The sequence below is a fragment of the Paenibacillus cineris genome, assembly GCF_018333335.1.
GTDB lineage: Bacteria > Bacillota > Bacilli > Paenibacillales > Paenibacillaceae > Paenibacillus_AQ > Paenibacillus_AQ favisporus.
Genome location: NZ_BORU01000001.1, coordinates 43,628 through 59,855 on the forward strand (window position 1 = coordinate 43,628; position 16,228 = coordinate 59,855).

Below are 16,228 nucleotides of genomic sequence, written 5' to 3' on the forward strand. Positions count from 1 at the left end.
AAGACTGGACTGCTGTATGCCGGGCAGATTGTGGATTTCTTGATATTGGAGGCGCCTACGCCCCGGGAACGACGGAAAGCCCCGTCTAAGGGCTGGCTGACAGCCGATGTCCGGATCATGTATAATCGAATGGAAGTTTCTAAATCACTTGATAGGGTGGCTTAAGCCCTTCAGGTCGATGGGAGTGTGTTTTTGAAATGGATATGCAGGTATGGTCCGATTTTCTGCAGCAAAACTGGCTGGTGATCGTGATTGCCCTTGTCGTGCTGTTTATCGTCCTGAATCTGGTCAAGACGATGGTCAAATGGGCACTCGTCATCATCATCGTGCTGGCGCTTGTCGTATACAGCGGCATTTCCCTGGAGCAGATCAATCAGGTCGTAACGACGGTGAAGGACGATACCGTAGATACGCTGAAGAACGAAGCTATGGATGTCATGATGAAGGAAGCCAAGGATGCCAAGTATGCAGACAACGGGGACGGAACGTTTACGATCACGACGCCGAACCTGGAAATGAAGGGAACCAAGGGAAGCGACAAAGTGGATGTCACGTTCCGCGGCGTACCCCTCGGGCAATGGAAGATCAACGACACGGTCAAATCGTTTATCTCTGAATCCCAGAGCCAGGCGGGCGGTTCAAATGGAAAATAAAGGACTTAATCCATGCACCAACGTGGAGGGGGTCATCTTATGCTGCAATCATGGATAGAAAGTCTTAAGGAATTTAACATCATCAGCATCCTGCTGCTGCTGATCCTGCTGGTGTCCCTGCTTCAGGGCTGGAGCCGGGGCGCATCCCGCTCTGCGGGAAGGCTGCTGTCCCTGCTTAGGGAAAGCGTCTTTATTCTGCTGGGGCTGGTGCTTGCGGTTCCTTTTACCTTGTGGGTGTCACCCAGAGTTCAGGAATGGCTCGCCGATTATGCCAGCCAGCTCCCGAACCGGGATTTGAAAATGTGGGAGCAGATTTACTATACGTTCATTACGGCGATGGCCGATTTTCCGCTGATGCGGTTTGCCGTCATCTTTATCGTGAGCTACAGCATCATCCGTTTCCTGATCCGTTGGTTGACGGTGCTGATCTTCGGCGGGAGCAGCGCGCTCTTTAACCCGAGCGGGAAGTCCTCCGCTTCGCTGCTGAGCCGATTGGCCGGTGCGTGCATCGGCCTCTTGATCGGGGCAGGACGGTGTATCGTCGTCGTCGCGCTGCTGTTCGTGTACGTATCGCTGTATCCGCACACCTCGTTTACCCAATACGTGGAGGCGTCGCCGATCTATAAAGAAGGGGCGCAGCGGGTCATCGAGCCGTTGTCGGGTCACTTGGTAAAAGACAAGCTTCCGGTATTCACGAAAGCTGTCGAAAAAGAGCTGAACGGCATCATGCAGCGCAAATACGAGGTGATCGACCACGCGATTCCTTCGGATATCGAGGCGGCCGCCGCCGAGATCGTCAAGGGCGCGGAGACCGACGAGGAAAAGGCGCGTAAATTGTATGACTGGGTCGGCACCCGGGTGCAGTACGATTACGGCAAGGTCGATGATTACGAGCAGCGGGGCATATGGCATGAACAGACGCCGCAGGATACGTTCAACACGAAAAAGGGCGTCTGCATCGATTATGCCAGACTGTATGCAGTAATGGCCCGGTCCCAGGGTCTGCAGGTGAAGGTGGTCACCGGCCAAGGCTATGACGGCCAGGGCGGATATGGACCGCATGCCTGGAATGAAGTGTATTTGCCTGAAAAGAACAAGTGGGTGCCGCTGGATCCGACATGGGCACAGAGCGGCGACTGGTTTAATCCTCCGAAATTTGCGGAAACGCATATTAAGGAGCAGATGCTGTAATTCAAGCTTAATGGTATAAGATCATTGAAAAATCCCCTTGCCTGTTATGGGCAAGGGGATTTTGTGTATTGTTAGATGGGGCTTTGAAGCTGGATGCTGGGCTTCATTCCCGAGTTTCACAGCTTCCTTAAGGTTGCCGTCAAGGTTTAAGCAGGCAGCTTGATTTGCTGACCGGGATAAATCCGGTTGGCGTTCTTGATATGATTCAGGTCGCGCAGCGTCTGCCAGGTCGTATGGTATTTCAGCGAGATGCTGTACAGCGTATCGCCTTTCTTGACGATATAGACCTTCGCGGCTGGAGCAGGGGCCGGTTTGACCTCAGGCTGCGGCTTGGCTGGCGCTGCCGGCTTCGAAGGCGCCGACGTTTCCGGTTTGGCCGGCGTTGGCGCTGGTTCGGACGGTGTCGGCGCTGTCGTTTGCGCAGGGGCAGGTCCTTCGGTAATCCGACCGGCCGGTCCTTCCGGAATCGGCTTGCCCTGCTGGATATAGTTGATCAGGGCTTCGTCCAGGGCGCCGTACATGCCGGCTTGCGGATACTTCGTGAACATCGTGTATTCGTCGCCGCCGACAGCCATAAAGTCATTGGTCGCGAGCGAATACGTGGCGTCCGGATCGAGCGCTTTATCGCCGATCTTCACGGAGTGAACACGGCTTCCTTTCGGCTTGGACGTATCAATCTTAAACGTCACCCCGGAAACCTGGGAGAAGCCTCCCTTGGACTGCGGATAGTCGGATACGCCGTTCTCGAGGGCCGCCTTAATATCAGAGCCTTTAACCTTCAGCTGCACGATTTGGTTGCCGAATGGCAGAACCGTAACGATGTCGCCTTTGGTGATGGTGCCGGCTTCGATCGACGCGCGGATGCCTCCGCCGTTCGTGATGGCCACATCCGATTGGCTCACATCGCGCATCGCGTCGGCCAGCAGGTCACCGAGGTTAGTTTCGCCGGTGCGCGCTTTCTCACGGGAACCCTCCAGCTTCACAGGCGTTTCGCCGACTTTTTCCTTCAGAATCGGTTCCTGCTCCTTCTGGATGGAAGCGACCAGATCGGCGACCTTCGGGTCGGCCTTGATATCGGCAGCTTCCTTCTCATCGATCAGCGTGGCTTCTTTCTTCACCACTTTATGGTTGTCGACCCACAGATCGACGACGCCGACATATTTCGTGTATTCGCCGGCGCTGGCGATCAACGTGTTGTTGTCGGCCATCAGGCCGTTTTCCAGAACCGTATGGCTGTGTCCGTCGATGAAAATGTCGATGCCGGGCACTTCCTTAACGACCTTAAGGCTGGTGTCGACACTCGACTTGTCCTGACCGAGATGGCCAACTACGACAACGACGTCGACCTGCCCGCGGATTTCGTTCACCCATTTCTTGGCTTCGGCCGATGGATCGGCGAACTTCAGCCCGGTGACGTTAGTCGGGTTCGTCTTATATGCGGTCTCCGGCGTGCTCAGGCCGATAATGCCGAACTTGACGCCGTCGACTTCCTTGATTATGTAAGGCTTGAAGAGGGTAGTGCCGTCAGACTGGATGACGTTCGCGCTCAGCATCGGGAACTTTAACTCCTTGGAGAGTTCGACGAGATGCTTACAGCCGTAGTTGAATTCGTGATTGCCCGGAACCATGGCGTCATAACCCATTTCATTCATGACCTTCACGATGCTCTCGCCTTGAACGAGTGTGGCAAATGGCGTACCATGTACGGCATCGCCTGCATCAAGAACGAGCGTATCCGGATTTTTGCTGCGGTATTGGTTAAAGATTCCTGTGACCTTGGCAAATCCCATTTCAGGGGATGCTTCTACCGCACGGCCGTGCATATCATTTGTGTGCAGAATCGTAATATGCTTGCCGGACGGGGCGGATGGCTCCGGGGTGCTCCCGGTCGTACCCTCTGCCGCCGCTGCCATCTGGGCCGAACCAGCCAACAGCACCGCGCTGAACAGAAGGGAGGTGAACCATTTCCTTGTGATCATGAATCTCATAACCTCCTAAATCGTATTAGATAAATTTTCCTTCCCTTTTATTCTAATAGACTATCGGAACGGTGAAATAAGACTTATGAATCATTTATTGGCCTAAGGTTGAATATAAGTGTGCATTTCCGGCGGAATGCCGACACGCTTGCAGTAGTTTTCAGTCGTTTCGCCCTGCAGTATCGCCGTTCCCGCGGACAGAAGGCCGACGGCAAACCGGTTGGCCTGCCGCTCCAGCTTGCCGGGGGCAAAGTAGGAATGCTCCTCCAGAAAAAAACGGTTGATCCCCTTATGGAGCCGGTCATGGCCGAGCTCGTGCGCGCAGACAAACCGCTGCCACTCGGGGGACAGCTCGCTGTGAATCACAATGAACCGCCGTCTCAGTTTCCGGTAATAGAGTCCCTTGGTGGATTTGCCGAGATCCAGGTAACGGATATGAATGCCAAGGGACCGGGAAAGTTCGAAAGGGCAGCTGGTCTTATATTTTCGGATTAGCTTTCGAATCATTTCATCCATAGGATTCACCTGCAAGTTGTGGATTGTTCGTCCCACCCATCACGAAGAAGAGGGGCTGTCCGGAGAACCTGGCTCCTTCTTCTTCCGCTTATTCATCTGCTTCGCTTCCCAGAACAGCCCGGTGAGGACGTCCTTGATACGCTGCTTGTCCTCGGCGTCCAGCGGAATTCCGTCGAACATCAGCTCTCCGTCTTCCTCGAGCATTTTCTTGAAATCCCGCTTGTCCTTATAGGTCGCCCATGCCGGCGCTTCCTCCCGCAATCCTTTGGCAGCCCCGTCTGCATCCCAAAATCCTGCGGCGCTCATCAGTTCGCCGTAAGGAACTTCCAGCGCGTCCGCGAGCTTTCGGATGGTCGGCGGTTTAGGCACGCCCCGAATCCCGTTCTCCATGCGGGAAATTTGCGAATTGCTGATGCCCGATGCTTCGGCAAGCTGGTTGATCGTCATGCCCTTCTGCTCGCGCAGCCGCTTAAGCACGGCTCCGAATTCTTTTTCCACGGTTTAGCCACTCCCTTTATGACGTTGATCTATTTCTATCCGTTACTATAATTCAATATTGCCAAAAGGTAAAGAAAATGATGTTATAGTTACCAAATGGCATGAAAGAAAAAGGAATCCGGAGCGAAATGGTGGTTAAGCCGGGATTTCCGGGTTTTACGGGATACCCAAAAAGTGGTATGTTAACATCATTATACGAACAAAAATGCGAACAAGCCACAGTTTTTTTAGGTGAACATCCATGAAGGAGCGTGTTTGAATATGGATCAAATGCTGCCGCAGCTGGACCGCCGCAAGACCCAGGCCGCCGTTGAAGCGATTTTGGAGAAATACCGGATCTATAAAACGATTACGTTTGAAGTCAGAGAAGCGAGCGTTACTGCCTCTTATACCGAACGGTTTCACGGACCGACCAACGTGACCTCGGACCAGACGGCGCAGGTCGCCGTCTACAATGTGGACGCGCCTGCGGCCCGCCAGGCATACTGCCGGATGATCGAATCGATCGTGGAACGGCTGGGCGAACGGGAACAGACGCTGATCCGAGAACGGTATATGAAGGAAGATGACGTTTTCGACTATAAAGTCTACAATTACGTGCTCGACCCGCCGGTCAGTAAGGACACGTACACGAAAATACGAACGCGAGCCTTCTATAAAATGGCGCTGGCGTTTGCGGACCGCGGGCTGCTGACGTTATCCGAGCTTCAAAAAGCCAAAGCATGCAATTCCAAATAAAGCCTGCTCATAAGCGGGACAAGCCGGGGACCTGAGAGGTCTTCGGCTTTTTTTTTTATCCAATGGGAAGCGGGAGTTTCGGGGGATGAATCGGCCGCAGAAGTGCTGATCCTAACCATTTCTATTTGGAATAAAAAGGATATAAAAATACGAACATATATTCGTACTATTTTCCGCCGATAACCGTCCGAACTGCCGTCAGCGTTTTCGAATCCGGGGTGTAAGATTATATCATCGGGAATGAAGCAAAGGGACGTACCGAACACAATCAGTGGATGTTAAGCCGGCCGGAAGGGCCGGTTTTTTTGCGGACGTGTACATGCTCATTGCCCGGTAAGCCATGATCAGAGAGAAAGGAGGGGGCCGAGTTGATACAGATTCAGCGGACACAAGAGAATGGAAGGGGCTGTGACGCAAAAGAAACGGTTCGGCGGGTAGTAGTATGAGGGAAGCCGTTAAACAGACAGTCGCTGCCTTGATTCCCGAGCTGGATGGCCGGATCTACGATGTGCAGCCGCGAGCAGAAGGGGACGACGGACCATACGCTGTTCTCACCCTTGGCGAGGAGATTTGGAAGTCGGCCTGGGCGGGTTACCGGCAGGTAGTGCGAATAAAGCTGTACAGCGGCAGTGCCGGGATATCCCGGTTGGATGCCTGGGCACAGCAGCTGGTTCGGGGGCTGCAGCGCCAAAAAATAGCAGGTCCGGATCCGGGAGCGATCCTGCTGCACTATTTAGGCGTCCCGGAAGCGGACGCGCTTGATCCGGCCTCGGGCGGCATCATCCGGTGCCTCAGGTTCGGTGCGTACCTGCCGGAGGCTTCGGGAGCCGAAGCGCCTGCCCCTGCGGATGCATGGCTCAGCGCCCTGGCGGGATGGACACGGGGCAAGCTGGCTGACCTGTGGCAGGTCTACGAAACGTCCTGGCCCGCGGACCGGGAGGAGCATGCCGTATTGTGGCGCCTTGCCGGCTGTGAGACGAAAATGGCAGGGGCTTCGATGTACGAGATCCGCAAAACATTTGTGGGGCATTTGACGGCACCGTTTCCGGAGACCGAGCATCATGCCTCGGTCGCGTTAGTGGAGGAGCTGGGGGTGCAAACCCAGCTGCCGCTTGGTGACGGGGAACGCCGCTACCTGTCAGTAGCAGAGGTTTCCGCGAATATGCAGGCCGACGCCATACTGGATGGACAGCTTAAGCTGACCCTGGTGCAGCGGCGGATGCGTCCTGCGGAGGAAGCGGCGCTAATCCGCCGCGTTGCCGTTCAACCTATCATGAAATGAGGTGGCCCGATATGGGCGGAAAGAAAATTTCGAAAACCCCGGATGCCGGAGGCGGTATGCCGAGGTATGAGCTGAAGGAATTGAAGGCGCAGGCCAAGGAGCTGTTCGGGGTACGGGCAGAGGTCCTGGCAGGTGCTATGCATGACATGGACGGTCAACATTTTTCGATCGCCGAGGTACAAGGAAAAATCCAACAATTCATGAAAGCGAAGGTGGTCTAACTTATGGCAGGTGGAACTTGGGAAAGCACAAATCAACCGGTGCTGCCGGGATTGTATATGAACTTTAAAGCAGCGGCAACGTCGGCCATTCAAGGCGGCAGCCGCGGAACGGTGATCGTGCCGGTCAAAGCCAATTGGGGTCCGGTCCGCGAGTTCGTGGAGATTGGCAGCGAGCAGGCGATTGCTGCGATGTTTGCCGCAGATAGCGAAAATGGGGCGACCGCCTACCCGGCCCTCTATCTAGCGCTGCTCGGCCGTCCGAAGAAGCTGCTGGCCTACCGCCTGGCGGACGATACGGCCCAGGCGGCGGCCGTGACGATGCAGAGCGGCGATGCTGCGCCGGCCGCCGTCTTGAAGCTGACGGCGAAGCACCCGGGCAGCCGCGGCAACGGCTTCACCGTGACGGTACAGCCTGCGCTCGGCAATCCGGCCGCAAAGGAGCTGCGCCTGTATGAAGGCGCCATGCTGCTCGGCACCTTCACCGGCGCGGACGGCACGGCCGCTTCCTTGGCCGCGAGCATCAACGGCGGCAATGACTGGGTCACTGCCGAGGCCGTGGATGGCGGCGGTGTACCGGCCGACGTCAGCGGACTGGCGCTGACCGGCGGCGCGAGCGGCATCGGCGGCCTGACGAACGCCGATTACGTCGCCATGCAGGAGGCCGCCGAAGGCCAGGACTTCGACCTGCTGGCGCTTGACTATGCCGCCGACATGGCGCTGCTGCAGAGCTTTGCCTCCTGGATCAAGCGGCTGCGCGGCGAAGGCCGCGGCGTCATGGCCGTCTTCGGAGGCAGCGCCGCCGATGACGTGTCGAAGGATGCGGCCGATCTGGCGGCGGCCCGCTCCCTGGCCATGAACCACGAGGGCATCGTCAACGTGGGCACCGGCGTCCGTCTGTCCGGGACGGACTACAGCTCCGCGCAGACGGCCGCCTATGTGGCCGGCCTGATCGCGGGTCAGCGCCTGAACCAGTCCGCGACGTACGCGGTCACGCCGTTCGAGGACGTTACCCGGCGCTGGACGCGCTCCGAGCAGGAGCAGGCCGTGAAGAGCGGCGTGTTCCTGCTCTTCTTTGACGGCCGCCAGGTGAAGGTGCTGCGCGGCATTAACACGCTGGCGACACCGGCCGAAGGCCAGAGCAGCGCCTGGAAGAAGATCCGCTCCATCCGCGTCATGGACGCGATCAATGCGGATCTGCAGCGGGCGGCGGAGCAGACGTACATCGGCCGCGTGAACAACACGGAAGAAGGCCGCCTCGCCCTGATCGGCGCGGTCAAGGAATACCTCGGCCAGCTGTCGCTGAGCAGCGTCATTGAGCCGGACGGCTATGACGTCATCCTCGATCCGGCCTACTACGGCGATTCTGCGGTGAAGCAGCCGGAGCCGGATCAGGTGTTCCTGCAGTGGAACGTGAAGCTGACGGACGTGATGGAGCAGCTGTTCGGCACCTTTTACGTGCAGTGATGGAAGAGCCGCGGTCTTTTTTTAACTCATGCAAGCTATGAAAAAAACTATGAATAACTCTGAGGAGGAACCCCTATGTTGGATGCTTCAAAAGTCATTCTCGGCACGTACGGCCAGGCCTATATCGACGGTGTATGGCAGACGCACATTAACAAGCTGGAAGCCAGCGTCGAAATCGAGAAACGCGAGCTCAAGCTGGTGGGCAGCGACTGGACGGTCCACAAAAGCGGCAGCAAAAAAGGAACCGGCACGATGAGCGGCTACAAAGTGACCTCGGATATGATCAACCGCGGCTTCACGAAGTTTGAAATCATCTCCAAGCTGGACGATCCCGAGTCCTACGGACACGAGCGCGTCCGCCTGATCCGCTGCATGCCGGACAAAATCCAGCTGGCCAACTGGACCGCCGGCGAGGAAGTGCAGGAGGAAACGACGTTTACCTTTGAAGGGTACGAGCTGCTGGACCCGATCACGGCGGACTAAGGAGTTCGGAGAATTAGCTGCTAAACTGCAAAAGTGTACTTCATCCAGCCGAAGTCACCATTTTAGAAGAAGATAGAAGCAAAAGTGCACTGACTTCTGGTGGAATTTGCGAAATGGCGGGTTGGCCGGAAATGAAACTGCACTTTTGCTTTAAATAGTGCCTTAGGTGTGATTTCCCGGAAAATAGCCGCACTTTTGCGCTTATGGGTGTTCTTTTCGTGAACTGGAACCGGCGCACCTATTGTACAGCTTGACTGGAAACGCAAAATGGCTGAGTAAGTACTCTTTTCAAGGAGTAAAACTCTCAGCATCATCCTTTTAGGGACATAAACCATTCATGAAATGAAGGAGAGGAAGACGCATGAGCTTGCAGGATAACTGGAGCGAGGAACAAATTTTGGACAGCCTGTTTGAGGCGGCGGAGAAGCTGCCGGAGGAGACTGTGCGCATCAAGCGGCTGGATATGCAGATCGTACTGCACGGCCTGACCTCAAGCAAGGTGGATAGCATCCGTGAGCGGTGTACGGTCCGCCGCACGGTGAAGGGGGCGGTGGATGAAAAGGTCGATACCGAAACGTTCAACGCGCTGCTTATCTCCGAAGCTACCGGCAAACTGGAAGTGAAAGGGCTCACGTTGAACGGCTGGGGCGATCCGCGGATCACAAGCCGATTGAAGCTGTCGGGCGGGGAGCAGGCGGTACGCCGCATGCTGCTGGCCGGGGAACTGGACGCCGTCGGCGACAAGGTGCTGGAGCTGTCCGGTTTCGGGGTCGAGATCGCTGACCTAAAAAACTGATCGGCTCCGGGGGAATGACGACGATGCTGTACCACCTGTGGGCCCGGCATCACCTTCGTCCCGGAGAGTTTTGGCGGCTCCCGCGCGGGGAGCGGCTGCTGCTGCTCGCTTTTTCCCAGGAAGAAATCGAACAGATGGCAGCCACGAATCAAGGTTAAGGAGGTGAAGAATTTATGGCAGAAACGTTAAATTACCGGCTGAATCTCGTCATTGATCCGAAAAACGTAATCAAGGCGAACCGGGAGCTGCGGGCGATGGAGCGGTATTTTGAACGGATTCAGGGGCGGGTGCTGAAGATCGGGAGAACCCGTATGGTTCCCGAAATTGCGCTGAAGGACAGTGCTTCGAAAGGGCTGGACAGCCTGCTGGAAAAAATCAACCGCGTGAAATCGCAGGTTATCCGGGCGACGGCGACTGTAGATGTTGCAGTAGGTGGGGGAGCGTTAGGCGGAAAGATTGACTTTTCCACTCTCGTTACAGCGCTTCAGGAAAACTCGGCCGCCGTCAAAAAGCTCACGGAAACAATAGGGGGGCTAAAGATCGGCGGCGGGGAGAAGAAGGACGCCCCAAAGTCCACTGCTGACAAAATCAAGGATGTATTTTCTGCACTAAAAAACTTTGGCGGAGGGTTAAAAAGCGCAGGGGAGATCCCGGATAAAGGCAAAGCCATCAAAAAGGCATGGAAAGGCGAGGACAAGGATAAGGAGAAAAAGGACCTCGCGGCCGACCCTGACGCTGCCAAAAGGGAAACTCCTCTAAGGACTGAAACTTATAAGCGGAAAAAGACCTTGGGCCGAGCGTGGAAAACGATGGGCGCAGCGGGTGATTTCATCGGTACCATTGGTTCTGCTGGTGAAGGCGTTATCGGCGGAATACAGGGGTTGTGGAAAAGTGGAAAGGATTTCTTCGGTGGCAGTAAAAGCAGCGCGATCGCCAATTCAGCCACAAAAGCCGCCCAGAGCAGCGGGAACGCTGCTCCTACCGTAAAATCCATCGGAAGCAGTGGAATGATGACTTCAGCCGCCAAGGGCATAGGCAAAAATCTGCCAGGGGTCCTTGGATTCGCAGCCGATGCCATATCCATTATGACCGCAAAGACCGGGAAAGAGCGGGCTCAAGCCATCGGGTCCTCCGTCGGGAGCGGCGTCGGAACGGTTTTGGGAGGCTTTTTAGGATCGGTTATTCCTGTTGGAGGAACGGCGGTCGGAGCAATGCTGGGTGGTGCAGCCGGAGGTTATATAGGAGACAAGGTCGGCGGCTGGGTCTCGGGTCTGTTCTCGAAAAAGAAGAAAAAGGACAAGCCGGCTCCCGTAAAACCTGAATCCAGCATAGGATCTGCACCAGCTGTTTCTACAGGATTGCCGTACGGACAATATGCTTCACCTGCATGGACAGCCCAAAAAGGGTTACCGGGAATGATCTACCCGAATAGGTATGTGCCCCCAACATCTCCCCTCCCATTAACCAGCAAAGCTTACAGCCCCTACCTGCCCGGAGCCCAAGGTCCGGCCGCTCCGATGGGAACAGGCCCACGGCTGCAGGCTGCAACCGGAGGCGTTAAGCCGGGAATCGGGGGCAACGGGAGCGGCAAAACGACGCCACAGCTCGTGCAGATCAGTCCGGAGCAGATGTCGGCGCTGTCGGGGTTTCTGAAGGATTTTAAAACGGAAACCAACTACAATCTCCCGGCGGGTGCGGTGCAAGTGACTGTGCATGAAGAGACACCCATAGATGTGGAGGGCCTGATCCTCCAGATCGGGCAGCGCCTGCGTTCGGAGTTTGCCAAAGCTGCGCAGAACCGCAAGCCGGGGGCGAAAGCATATGTGTAACGACGTTTCCAGAGAGGAGGAACTGCTGTGGATTTGGTGTTAATGACCGGGAAGGGTGAACGATTCACGTTTCCGGTCAATCCGGAGGAAGTGATCATTTCCAGGCAAAAGGGCTACGATACCGCCAACATTCTCTCGTCCGGGGAGTTCGATTTTCCGCAGGGGGACCGGATTAAGGAAATCTCGTTTTCCTCCTTTTTTCCGAAAGTGTACGATGAGTCCTTCTGCAAAGGGGGAAAAGGCGAGCTGCCTGATCCGCAGGTGGCGATGAACAAACTGAACGATTTTTTGGTCATGAAAACCCCGCTCCGGTTTGTCATCAGCGAAGCCGGGATCAATGTGCCCGTGTTCGTGGCCTCCCATCAAACGACGTTCCGGGGCGGAGAGCCGGGGGACGTGTATTTCGACATCACCCTCCGCACGTGGAGAGAGCTTAAGGTGGCGAAAACGGCTGGCAGCGGCACCGGCGGTGGGACAGCAGTCAACAAAAAGCAGCGCACCGACATGAAGGAGAAAAATAAAACCTACACGGTCAAGGTGGGGGACTCCCTTTCCAAAATCGCCAAATTGGAGCTCGGCGACAGCTCGAAATGGAACCAGATCTACAAGCTGAACCAGAAGGTAATCGGCAAGGATCCGAATGCCATTAAGCCGGGGCAGAAGCTGGTGCTGTTATGAGTTACAAGGTGATTTTGCAGGACAAATACGATTTGACCCCATTGGTGGAGGCGATCAACCTGCGCGACTCGCTGGAGCAGATCGCTTACCAGGGCACGGTCAACTTGGTGGTGACGCCGGATTTGCCCCCGATCACACCGGGCATGGCTATCCGCATCAGCGGCATTCCTTACGGGAAAAAGGATTACGTCACCCTGCTGCATCCTGCGGTCGTGTGGGAGGTCGAGACGACGAACAACGGCATGAAGCGGATGACTATAACACTGTACGACCGCACAGTCTACTTGGACAAATCGGAGGACGAGTATTTGTTCCCGGCGAAGCAGACGGCGACGCAGCGTTTTAAAAAATATGCCTCCGACTGGAATTTGAAAATCGCCAAGCTGCCGGATACCGGCAAGGAGCTGGGCCGGGCCGTGTACCGGACACAGTCGCTGTATGCGAGCATGTTTGCTGATTTGCGGGCGACCGCCAAAGCCGGCGGCAAGCTGTATCATCCGCGGATGATCGCCTCCGGCCTGGAACTGTATGAGCTGGGTACGAACCCGGACGTCTACGTTCTTGAGGCGGTAACCGATACGATGCAGACGCGCACGCTGGAAGGGGCGGCGACGAAGGTGAAGGTGCTGGCGACCGCGGCGAGCGAGACAGGCAAAGAGGTTCCCTCCAAAGTCCTCACCATTGAAGAAAAGGACGTAGCCAGGTACGGGCAGCTCCAGGCGATTATCCAGGACGACGAGGTGAAAAATGGAGCAGCCGCCCGCGAGCTCGCCCGCAGCAAGCTGCGCGGTATCCAGGAGACGATCACTGTGAACGCTCCGGATATCAATACGATTCGGGCGGGGGATGCGGTTAAGTTGGGCCAAGTGCAGCTGCTCGTCATCTCGGTTAGCCGCGAGCTGGGCAACCCGGGCAGCATGTCGCTGGAGCTCGGTACCTATGACGACGTCAAAAGGAGGTTTTACCTTGAATAAAGACCCGTATGGACAGCTTGCATCCTCTTTGTACGCTTCGGTCGGCAAGCACACGCGCCAGGCGCTCGGCGGCGTCGGGGCGGTGCTGGGGACGATCACGTCGACGGGGCTGAAGCTGGACGATTTCAAGCATGAAATGCAGGACTACATGGTGGCCGAGCTGCCCGGGCTGCTTGCGCTGCCGCGTTATATGGCGGTTGGAGCATCTGGGACGCGAACAGATACCCCAAATTGGGGGAGCGTGGCGATGGATACGTCATTTTATTTTGACGAGACCGAAGTCCCGAATGCTGCGCTGAAGCTGGGTGCCGGGCTCAAGCCGGGGGACCGGGTGCTGGCCGTCCGCGTAAACGGTGGGGATGACGTGGTCGTCGTCTGCAGGGTGGTGAGCGGCCGTGGCTAATTTGTTTCCGGAGACGGAGGACATGGTCTGGACCGAGGATGCGGAGACGGAACTATTGGAAGGGAGCGGGGCGGTGTTTGGAAGGAGCTGGCGATTCGATTTTGACGCCGGGGAATTTGTCATGTCCCCGACCCGTAAAATCGCAGTTGCGGACGAAAGGGAAGCCTGGGTAACCTGGTGCGAAAAAGCGATCCGTACTCCACGCTACCGCCATCTCATCTATTCCAGGGACTACGGCAGCGAGCTGGAGGATCTGGTCGGCAGCGGCTACGATCACGCTCTGCTCGAGAGCGAAATCCGGCGTATGGTTTCCGAGGCGCTCCTGGCGGATGCGCGGACGGAGAGCGTGGATCAGTTCGTTTTTGCGTGGGAAGGCGAGGCCTGCCGCTTCAGCTGCCGCATCCAGAGCGTCCGGGACGAGGTTGAAATCATAGAAAGCGTGGTGATCTGATGGCGGACTTGCCGCTTTTTTTGCAGGAGCAGACGGAAGAAAACATTATGAGCCGCATGCTGGCCAGGGTGCCTTCGGATATTGACAAGTCCGAGGGCTCTTTTATTTGGGATGCGCAAGCGCCGGTGGCGTTCATGCTCTCCGAGGCGGCGCTGTGGGCGCAGGAGGTGTTGAGGCGGGGGTTTGCGAGTACGGCTTTCGGTGAGTACCTGACCTTAAGAACGGCGGAGCGCGGGGTGAACCGGAGAGCAGCGGTGCCTGCGACCGGGACCGTGAAGTTTGTGGGGCAGCCTGGGAAAAAACTGGCGAAGGGAACTTTGATAGCCACGCCGGCTGACGAGATTACGGGTGAGTCAAGCATTGAGTACCAGACGACCTCCGATGTGACGCTGGATAGCGACGGTGAGGGAGTGGCACCCATCACGGCCTTGACTGCAGGCAGCCAGGGAAACGTCCCGGCAGGCGTCATTGAGGTGTTGTTGGTTCCAACCAGCGGCATCATTTCGGTGAGCAATCCGGCAGCAGTAACCGGCGGAGCCGATGAAGAGTCGGATGAGTCGTTGTTGGAACGGTACTATGCGGAAATCCGAAACCAGGGGACCAGCGGCAACAAAGCGCAATATATCCAGTGGGCCAATGAGGTTCCCGGCGTGGGAGGAGTGCAGGTCGCTCCGTTATGGCAAGGTCCGGGGACGGTAGGCATCTATTTGGTCGATATGGATAAGCGGGCAGCCAGTCCGGCAATCGTTGAAGCAGTTCAGCAGTATATTGATCCGACGATGGATGGTCAAGGAGAAGGAAAAGCTCCAGCTGGACCGGTTGTAACGGTGATGCCCGCAAAAGAGGTGCCGATCGATATCTCGGTCCAGCTCACTTTGGCAGACGGTGCAACCTTAGACGTGGTCAAGGAGCAGATGATCGGGGGTATTACCGCTTATCTGAAACAGCTGGCTTTTGCGGATCCGCTTGTCCGTTTTACCCGAATTGCCGCCATTCTGCTGGATATCCCGCCGATCATCGATTATTCCAATCTGACGGTTAACGGTGCCGCGGATACGAATATCCAAATCAGTCCTGGGGAAGTGGCCGTATTGGGGACGGTGGACGTTCATGAGTGATACTACTTTTACAAGTCCTCGTGGTGCCGAACTGTTCTCCTATCTGCCAGCTTACTACGAATTCAGCCGGGTCATTCGAGCTGATGGGGATGCCAAAGGCGCGGAGATGGATGCACTTTATGCGGCGCTTAATGAGACGCTGGAGCAGTTTTTTGTGAAGACGGCGACGTGGGGGTTGGAACGGTGGGAGGCGGAGCTGGGGATACCTACGGATAAAAATAAGCCGATTGATCAAAGACGCTCTTATGTTGAATCGAAGCTGAGAGGCAGCGGCAAGGTTTCGGGTTCGATGATCAAAAACGTGGCACAGGCCTACGACGGCGGGGAAGTTAGTGTACTGATTTCACCGGGTGAGTATAAAATCACCGTTACCTTTATTGGTACGCGGGGTATTCCAGCGAATTTGGAAGATTTGAAGGCAGTCATGGAGGAAATAAAACCGGCTCATATGTCATTGGAGTATAAATTCACTTATTTAACGTGGGACGAGCTGGACAAAGCGAAGAAGTCCTGGGATCAAACAGATGCGCTTAATCTTACCTGGGATGAATGGGAGAAATATAGACCGTAAAGGAGGGGTTAAGGGATGGCTAATACTTTACCGAGCGGTATCCAGCGGCCAGAGGGCTCTGATAATAACAATCTGGCCGCATACAATGCAAACTTGGATATTATTGATTTTCTGAGCCGGCCATACCAGGAGAAGGTGGATACATCGTCTTGGGACGCGGACGCGCAGGTCTACACAAAGGTTCAATACCTTCGGCCAGAAGACGGCAGCATAGCAATCAGCTGTCAGTTGTCGAACAAGAACAGCAGCGGCAAGTACACAATGGATACCTGGACTCTAGGTATGCCTGGGGGCACTAAGATTCGGACCTGGACGCTCACCTATGACGCGGCTGGTAACGTCGTGAATAAGACCTACGTCGACAGCTAAGGAAGGAGGAGAAA

The 16,228-nt window shown here is 56.0% G+C and carries 20 protein-coding genes; 17 read left to right on the top strand and 3 right to left on the bottom strand.

All coding sequences use genetic code 11. The features are described 5' to 3' along the window. Positions 1–197: 197 nt before the first annotated feature. Both KI379_RS00320 and KI379_RS00325 read left to right on the top strand, forming a co-directional pair. Positions 198–653 carry a hypothetical protein gene (locus KI379_RS00320; RefSeq protein ID WP_212982337.1) on the top strand — a complete coding sequence of 152 codons (456 nt, stop codon included), beginning with the start codon at positions 198–200 and terminating at the stop codon, positions 651–653. A gap of 39 nt (positions 654–692) precedes the next feature. Continuing rightward, positions 693–1,844, top strand: a complete 1,152-nt coding sequence (locus tag KI379_RS00325; protein ID WP_212982339.1) for a transglutaminase domain-containing protein — start codon at positions 693–695, stop codon at positions 1,842–1,844. 146 nt (positions 1,845–1,990) lie between these two features. Here the strand turns inward: KI379_RS00325 and KI379_RS00330 are convergent, their stop codons facing one another. The 3 genes from KI379_RS00330 to KI379_RS00340 form a co-directional block, all read right to left on the bottom strand. Beyond that, positions 1,991–3,823 carry a 5'-nucleotidase C-terminal domain-containing protein gene (locus KI379_RS00330; protein WP_212982341.1) on the bottom strand — a complete coding sequence of 611 codons (1,833 nt, stop codon included), beginning with the start codon at positions 3,821–3,823 and terminating at the stop codon, positions 1,991–1,993. Positions 3,824–3,925: 102 nt separating this feature from the next. Continuing rightward, positions 3,926–4,339: an ImmA/IrrE family metallo-endopeptidase gene (locus KI379_RS00335; RefSeq protein WP_212982343.1), complete on the bottom strand. Its 414-nt coding sequence runs from the start codon at positions 4,337–4,339 to the stop codon at positions 3,926–3,928. 39 nt (positions 4,340–4,378) lie between these two features. Then, positions 4,379–4,837 (bottom strand): helix-turn-helix domain-containing protein, encoded by a 459-nt coding sequence (locus KI379_RS00340; RefSeq protein WP_076175099.1) that lies wholly within the window; start codon positions 4,835–4,837, stop codon positions 4,379–4,381. 261 nt (positions 4,838–5,098) lie between these two features. Here KI379_RS00340 and KI379_RS00345 point away from each other — a divergent pair, with 261 nt between their 5' ends. The 15 genes from KI379_RS00345 (at position 5,099) to KI379_RS00415 (ending at position 16,214) form a co-directional block, all read left to right on the top strand. After that, complete coding sequence (locus KI379_RS00345; RefSeq protein WP_116231834.1) at positions 5,099–5,575, top strand: ArpU family phage packaging/lysis transcriptional regulator; 477 nt, start codon at positions 5,099–5,101, stop codon at positions 5,573–5,575. Positions 5,576–6,017: 442 nt separating this feature from the next. Next, a complete protein-coding gene (locus tag KI379_RS00350) occupies positions 6,018–6,857 on the top strand; it encodes a hypothetical protein (protein ID WP_212982345.1) in 840 nt (279 codons plus the stop codon). Between the two features lie 11 nt (positions 6,858–6,868). Beyond that, positions 6,869–7,078: a hypothetical protein gene (locus tag KI379_RS00355; protein ID WP_212982347.1), complete on the top strand. Its 210-nt coding sequence runs from the start codon at positions 6,869–6,871 to the stop codon at positions 7,076–7,078. Between the two features lie 3 nt (positions 7,079–7,081). Next, the gene (locus tag KI379_RS00360) at positions 7,082–8,542 is read left to right on the top strand and encodes a phage tail sheath family protein (protein ID WP_212982349.1); all 1,461 of its coding nucleotides are present in this window, start codon (positions 7,082–7,084) and stop codon (positions 8,540–8,542) included. Positions 8,543–8,617: 75 nt separating this feature from the next. After that, positions 8,618–9,025: a phage tail tube protein gene (locus tag KI379_RS00365; protein WP_076175086.1), complete on the top strand. Its 408-nt coding sequence runs from the start codon at positions 8,618–8,620 to the stop codon at positions 9,023–9,025. Between the two features lie 361 nt (positions 9,026–9,386). Then, positions 9,387–9,821: a phage tail assembly chaperone gene (locus tag KI379_RS00370; protein ID WP_076175084.1), complete on the top strand. Its 435-nt coding sequence runs from the start codon at positions 9,387–9,389 to the stop codon at positions 9,819–9,821. A 14-nt stretch (positions 9,822–9,835) separates the two neighbouring features. Beyond that, positions 9,836–9,979 carry a hypothetical protein gene (locus tag KI379_RS00375; protein ID WP_163882323.1) on the top strand — a complete coding sequence of 48 codons (144 nt, stop codon included), beginning with the start codon at positions 9,836–9,838 and terminating at the stop codon, positions 9,977–9,979. Between the two features lie 15 nt (positions 9,980–9,994). After that, positions 9,995–11,650 carry a hypothetical protein gene (locus KI379_RS00380; protein ID WP_212982351.1) on the top strand — a complete coding sequence of 552 codons (1,656 nt, stop codon included), beginning with the start codon at positions 9,995–9,997 and terminating at the stop codon, positions 11,648–11,650. A gap of 42 nt (positions 11,651–11,692) precedes the next feature. Then, a complete protein-coding gene (locus KI379_RS00385; protein WP_212984570.1) occupies positions 11,693–12,328 on the top strand; it encodes a LysM peptidoglycan-binding domain-containing protein in 636 nt (211 codons plus the stop codon). Then, a complete protein-coding gene (locus KI379_RS00390; RefSeq protein WP_212982353.1) occupies positions 12,325–13,302 on the top strand; it encodes an XkdQ/YqbQ family protein in 978 nt (325 codons plus the stop codon). The genes KI379_RS00385 and KI379_RS00390 overlap by 4 nt, the downstream gene beginning before the upstream one ends. Continuing rightward, the gene (locus KI379_RS00395) at positions 13,295–13,705 is read left to right on the top strand and encodes a hypothetical protein (protein WP_212982355.1); all 411 of its coding nucleotides are present in this window, start codon (positions 13,295–13,297) and stop codon (positions 13,703–13,705) included. Before KI379_RS00390 ends, KI379_RS00395 begins: the two co-directional genes overlap by 8 nt. Beyond that, positions 13,698–14,156 (top strand): DUF2634 domain-containing protein, encoded by a 459-nt coding sequence (locus tag KI379_RS00400; protein WP_076175074.1) that lies wholly within the window; start codon positions 13,698–13,700, stop codon positions 14,154–14,156. The genes KI379_RS00395 and KI379_RS00400 overlap by 8 nt, the downstream gene beginning before the upstream one ends. Next, positions 14,156–15,274: a baseplate J/gp47 family protein gene (locus KI379_RS00405; protein ID WP_212982357.1), complete on the top strand. Its 1,119-nt coding sequence runs from the start codon at positions 14,156–14,158 to the stop codon at positions 15,272–15,274. The genes KI379_RS00400 and KI379_RS00405 overlap by 1 nt, the downstream gene beginning before the upstream one ends. Further along, on the top strand, positions 15,267–15,845 hold the full coding sequence (locus KI379_RS00410) for a YmfQ family protein (RefSeq protein ID WP_212982359.1): 579 nt from the start codon (positions 15,267–15,269) through the stop codon (positions 15,843–15,845). Before KI379_RS00405 ends, KI379_RS00410 begins: the two co-directional genes overlap by 8 nt. A gap of 15 nt (positions 15,846–15,860) precedes the next feature. Further along, on the top strand, positions 15,861–16,214 hold the full coding sequence (locus KI379_RS00415) for a hypothetical protein (RefSeq protein WP_212982361.1): 354 nt from the start codon (positions 15,861–15,863) through the stop codon (positions 16,212–16,214). The last annotated feature ends 14 nt before the right edge of the window (positions 16,215–16,228 follow it).